At 69.8% G+C, this 5,976-nt stretch carries 1 protein-coding gene; it reads right to left on the bottom strand.

Annotated elements, in window-relative coordinates; genetic code table 11:
- On the bottom strand, positions 1-5,976 hold a 5,976-nt coding region (locus ACWCRA_RS35100), incomplete at both ends, for an amino acid adenylation domain-containing protein (protein ID WP_451069467.1).

The following is a 5,976-nucleotide window of genomic DNA, read 5'->3' as shown; positions in this document are numbered from 1 at the left end:
AACCACCGCCACCGCACCCGGCGTACGCACCACCTGCGCCTCGAACAACTCCACAAACGAACCGGACGGAACCGGACGCTCAGTGGCGTTCCACTCCGATACGACTCGTTCCAGCTCCGGCCCGTCCACCATCGTGAGCCGGCTGAGCGGGGCTTCCGGCGCGTGGGCCATCTGCTCCAGCAGTCGCAGCAGCCGGTTGAGCAGTCCTCGGGCCTCGTCGGCGGTGAACAGGTCAGGGCGGTAGTTGAGGCGCATCTTGAGACCGCCGACGGGGCCGGCGATCAGCCCGAGCGGGTAGTTGATCGACTCCCGGATTCCGGACTCGAATATCCGCAGTCCCCCGGGGCCTGCCATCTGAGGTTCCGCGTCGACCGGGTCCTGCTGGTTTCCGCCGCCGGAGGGGAAGTTCTCGAAGGCGAGGATGGTGTCGAAGTTGGCACCCGTGCCTGCCACGCGCTGGATATCGCTGAGGCTGAGGTACTGGTAGTCCATCAGCGCGGACTGCTCGGCCTGAAGCCCGGCCAGCATCCCCGCCACGGTCTGCGCCGGGTCCAGCCGGACCCGCACCGGCACGGTGTTGATGAACAGCCCCAGCATGCTCTCCATACCCGGAAGATCAGCCGGCCGGCCCGCCACACTCGCGCCGAAGACGATGTCCCGGCGGCCCATCAGCTTGGCCACCAGCAGACCCCAGCCCGCCTGCACCACCGTGTTCATGGTCACGCCATGGACACGGACCAGTTCTCTGAGGGCCTCGTCGAGCGCGGAATCGGCCTCACCCGACACCACCTCGCCGTGGACCAGCTCCGCGTCCCGCTCCACCGGAGCGATCAGCGACGGCTCATCCGCGCCCGCCAGCGCCTGGCGCCACGCCTCCCGCGCCGTCTCGCGGTCCTGCCGGGACAGCCATTCCAGATAGTCGCGGTACGGAGTCACCGCCGGCAGACCGCTCCCGCTGCCACCGGCCTCGTACGCCGTCCACAGCTCCTGCATCAGGATCGCCAGTGACCAGCCGTCCAGCACAATGTGATGGAGGGTGATCATCATCCGATAGCGGTCCGGTCCCATCCGTACGAGCAGGATGCGCACCAGCGGAGGCGCGGCCAGATCGAAGCGGTACGAACGCTCCTCGATCCCCAGCCGCTCGGCCTCGGTCAGGGCGTCGGCGTCGCCCAGAGTGGAGAGGTCCTCCTGCCGCCAGGGGAGAGTCACGTCGTTGGTCACGACCTGCACCGGTTGGTCAACGCCCGGGAGCTGCCGGAACCCGGCCCGGAGGCTGGCGTGCCGGTCGAGCAGTGCCTGCCAGGCCGCGCGGAGGGCCACCGGGTCCAGCGGTCCTTCGAGGCCCAGGTCGAGCTGCTCGACATAGACATCCGTGCCCTGCTCGTCGAAGAGCGCGTGGAACAGCAGCCCTTCCTGGAGGGGCGAGACCGGCAGTACTTCCACCAGGCCCGGAACCTCCGCCTCCAGCTCCTCGATCCGCGCCTGGTCCAGCGACACGAGCGAGAAGTCGGAGGGGGTGTGACCGGCCGTACTGCCCGACCCCGTGGTGTGCGTGACCAGCCCGGTCAGCATCGCCGCCCAGCCGTCCAGCAGCCGGGAGACCGCCTCCTCCTCCCACAGGTGCTCGGGCCAGAGCAGCGACAGAGTCAGCTCGGGACCCTCCGGCAGATCACGCACCGCGCCCATGACCTCCAGCGCGTGCAGGACGGGGAACTGCCCGCCCATGCTGTCCCCGGCCACACCATCGCTGGGCGGGTTCCAGCCCGTGCGAGTGCCCTTGCCGGGAGTGGGAGGTGTGGCGGAGAAGCGGCCGAGGTAGTTGAAGCCGATCTGTGCCGGGGGCAGTGCCGCCAGCTCGGGCGCGGCCTCCGGATTGAGGTGACGCAGGATACCGTAGCCCAGACCATCACCGGGGACGGCGCGGATCTGCTCCTTCACCCGCTTGAAGACCCGCCCGGCGGCAGCGCCGCCCTCCCGGACCTCCGCAGGGTCAATGGAGCCGGCGTCGAGCCGTACCGGATGGCTGCTGGTGAACCAGCCCACCGTCCGGGACAGGTCGTCGCTGTCGGCCAGCGGGACCCGGCCGTGGCTCTCGACATCCACCAGGATCGCGCTGCCACCCGCTGTGTCCTGGCCATTCCGCCACTCGGCGACGGCGGCCGTCAGACCGGTGAGCAACACGTCGTCGATGCCCGCGTGGAACGCGGTCGGGACGCTGGTCAACAGCTCCGATGTCACCGCGATGGGGATCTGGACGGACGACTGCCGCATCGTCGCCTCGATGTCCCGTTCCGGATCGACCGGCTCGTCGGTGAGAAGCGGATCGGGGCCCTGGAGGAACTCCACCCACCGGGGGGCCTCAGCCAGCCGCTCCGCGCCGGTCGCCTGGGCCGCCAGCTCGCGCGCCCAGTGCCGGAAGGATGTGGGCACCGATTGCAGAGCCGTCTCGTTGCCGGCTGCCAGTGCTTCATAAGCCTCGGCGAGGTCGGGCAGCAGCACCCGCAGGGAGACCGTGTCCACCACCAGGTGGTCGACGACGAGGAGCAGTCTTCCCAGCTCATCGGGTCCGAGGTCGAACCAGACCAGTTGGGCCATCACACCGTCCCACGGGTCCAGCCCCTGGATGGCCGCCTTCATCTCCTCACCGATCACACGGTTGCGCGCCTCGCGCTCCAGCCCGGCCGCCTCCACCCGGCGAAGGAGCCGGCCGGCGGGGACCTGGCCCGGCTCGGGCACCACGAGGTGACGGCTCCGGTCCACGGTGCCGTCGACCAGCCGGGCACGCAGGATGTCGTGGTGATCGACCAGAGTCTGGACCGCGTCCGACAGGACCGCGAAGTCCAGACCCACCGGGGTCTCCACCATCGCGGACAGCACCACCTGGCCCAGCTTCTCCGGACCGACCCGGTCGATCACCTCATGCATCACCGGAGTGAGCGGAATCTCGCCGACCCCCGGCTCCCCGCCACCCGACACCGCACCCTCGCCCACCGCAGCCGCCACCACGGCCAGACCCTCCGGCGTCTGACGCTCGAAGACCTGACGGGCGGTGATGACCAGACCCGCACGGCGAGCACTCGACACCAGCAGCATCGACATGATCGAGTCGCCGCCCAGCTCGAAGAACGAACCGTCAGCACTCACCTCGTCCAGACCGAGAACCTCGGCGAACAGGGCACACAGCCGTTCCTCTGTCGGTGTCGCGGGGGCCCGGCCGCCGCTCTCCCCCGACGACTCAGGAGCCGGCAGCGCGGCCCTGTCGAGCTTGCCGTTGACGGTCAGCGGGAGTGCGTCCAGGACGACGAAGGCCGACGGAACCATGTACTCCGGCAGGCGCGCACCCGCCGACGCCCGCAACACCTCGACCTCGACACTGTCAGCCACCGGGACGACATACGCGACCAGGCGCCTGTCCCCCGGCCGGTCCTCGCGGACGACCACCGCGGCCTGGCCGACCGTCTCGTGCGAAGCGATCACAGCTTCGATCTCACCCGGCTCGACACGGAAGCCACGGATCTTCACCTGCTCATCCGCCCGGCCGGCGAAGAGGAGCTGCCCGTCGGCTGTCCACCGGGCGAGGTCGCCCGAGCGGTACATCCGGCCGCCGGAGGGGTTGGCAACGAACCGCTCAGCGGTCAGGTCGGGCCGGCCGACGTAGCCCCGGGCCAGACCGGCACCGGCCACATACAGCTCGCCGGTGACGCCCACGGGTACGGGCTGGAGGAAATCGTCCAGGACGAAGACGCGGGCGTTGCCGATCGGGGCGCCGATGGCCGGAGGCTGATCCTCCGGACCCATCGCCGGGTCCAGCGGTACAGCGGTGGTGATCACGGTCGCCTCGGTCGGACCGTACGTATTCCACACCCGCGACCCCGCCAGCCACCGGCTCGCCAGATCAGCGTTCAACCGCTCAGCACCCAGCACCCAGTTCCGCACACCCGACACCGCACCCGGATCCAGCACACCCAGCAGCGACGGCACCACACTGGCGACTTCCACCCCGGCGGCACGGATCATCTCCGCCAGCGCCTCCGGCTCCCTCCGCTCCTCACTCGTAGCGATGGCGAGCGTCCCACCCGCACCCAGCGTCACCGCCACATCCAGCACAGCCGCATCGAAGCTGAAGGAGGCGAACTGAAGGGCGACGACACCCTCGTCGACACCGAGCACGGGACGCATCACCTGCGCGAGGTTCGCCACCCCGCCATGCGCCACCGCCACACCCTTCGGACGGCCCGTCGAACCCGACGTATAGATCACATACGCCAACTGCTCCGGACCCACCACCGTCGCCAGGGGCGTGGACGGCTGCTCCGCTACGAGAGCGGCGATCTCGTCCCAGAGCACCACCCGCACACCCTCACCCGGCAGCTCCAGCTCAGCCCCCGACAGCACCACCCCGGCACCACTGTCCGCAATCATGTAAGCGAGGCGCTCCGCCGGATGTTCCGGGTCGAGTGGCACATACGCGCCACCCGCCTTCCACACCGCCAGCAGCGCCACCACCATCTCCACCCCACGCGGCAGGCACAGACCCACCACCCGCTCACGACCCACACCCAAACCGGTCAGATAGCGGGCCAGCCGGTTCGCACGCGCCTCCAACTCCCCGTACGACAACACCTCCGACCCACACCGCACCGCGGCAACGCCCGGCGCGGCCTCGACCCTCGCCGCGAACAGACCGAGGACCGTGTCCGCCGCCACCACCCGACCGGTGTCATTCCACTCGGTGACAACCTGGGCCCGCTCGGTCTCCTCCAGGACGGATATCCGGCTCAGCCGCACGTCCGGATCGGCCGCCACCTGTTCCAGCACCCGACCCAGCCGACGGGCGAGTCCTCGCACCGTCTCCTCGTCGAAGATGTCCGTGGCGTAGAGAATCCCGCCCCCGATACCAGCCGGCGCACCCTCGGCATCACGCTCCTCCACCAGCGTCACGGAGAGATCGAACCGCGCCGCCAGTTCGGAACCCGAAGGCACGGGACCGACATCGAGGCCAGGGAGTTCCCAGTGCGCGACCGGCACGTTCTGGAGGGCCAGCATCACCTGGAACAGCGGGTTCCGGGAGAGCGACCGCACCGGGCTCAGTACATCCACCAGCCGCTCGAACGGCACATCCTGATGACCGTACGCAGCGAGATCGGTCTCCCGGACCCGCGCCAGCAGCTCACTGAAGGTCGGGTCCCCACTCAGATCCGCGCGCAGCACCAGCGTATTGACGAAGAAGCCCGCCAGATCGTCCAGCGCCGCGTCCCCGCGACCGGCGATCGGGGTGCCCAGAGGGATGTCATCTCCGGCGCCCATCCGCGAGAGCAGTACGGCTATCGCCGTGTGTACGACCATGAACATCGTCGCCCGGCTCCGGCCCGCGACCTCCACAAGTTCGGCGTGGGCCTCGGCACCGACCCGTACCGGCACCGAGCGTCCGTCGAAGGAGGGCACGGGTGGGCGCGGGCGGTCGGCCGGGAGCACCAGCTCTTCGGGGGCGCCCTCCAGGGTCTCCCGCCAGAAGCCGAGTTGCTCACTGATGAGGCTGTCGGGTTCGTCGAGGTCGCCGAGGACCTCGCGCTGCCACAGCGCGTAGTCCGCGTACTGCACCGGCAGCGGCTCCCACCCCGGCGCGCGGCCCTCCCGCCGAGCCGCGTAAGCCGTCCCCAGATCACGCGACAGCGCACCCATCGACCAGCCGTCGACCGCGATGTGATGCGCCACGATCAGCAGCACATACTCCGAAGGACCGGTGACGAAGAGCCTTGTGCGCCACGGCAGATCGACGCTCAGATCGAAGCCGTGCCCGGCATGGGTGGTCAGGACGTCTTCCAGCTCGGCTTCCGTGGTCTGGACGACGATCAGCGGTGGCCTGCCGGCCCGGCTGTCCAGGATGTGCTGGCGCGGGGCGCCGTCGGTCTCGGGGAAGACGGTCCGCAGGCTCTCGTGCCGGTCGGCCACATCGCCGAGCGCCGCTTCGAG

The organism is Streptomyces sp. NPDC001889, assembly GCF_053594535.1.
The sequence above is the reverse complement of the archived record's forward strand: the minus strand, read 5'-3'. Positions and strand labels throughout refer to the sequence as shown.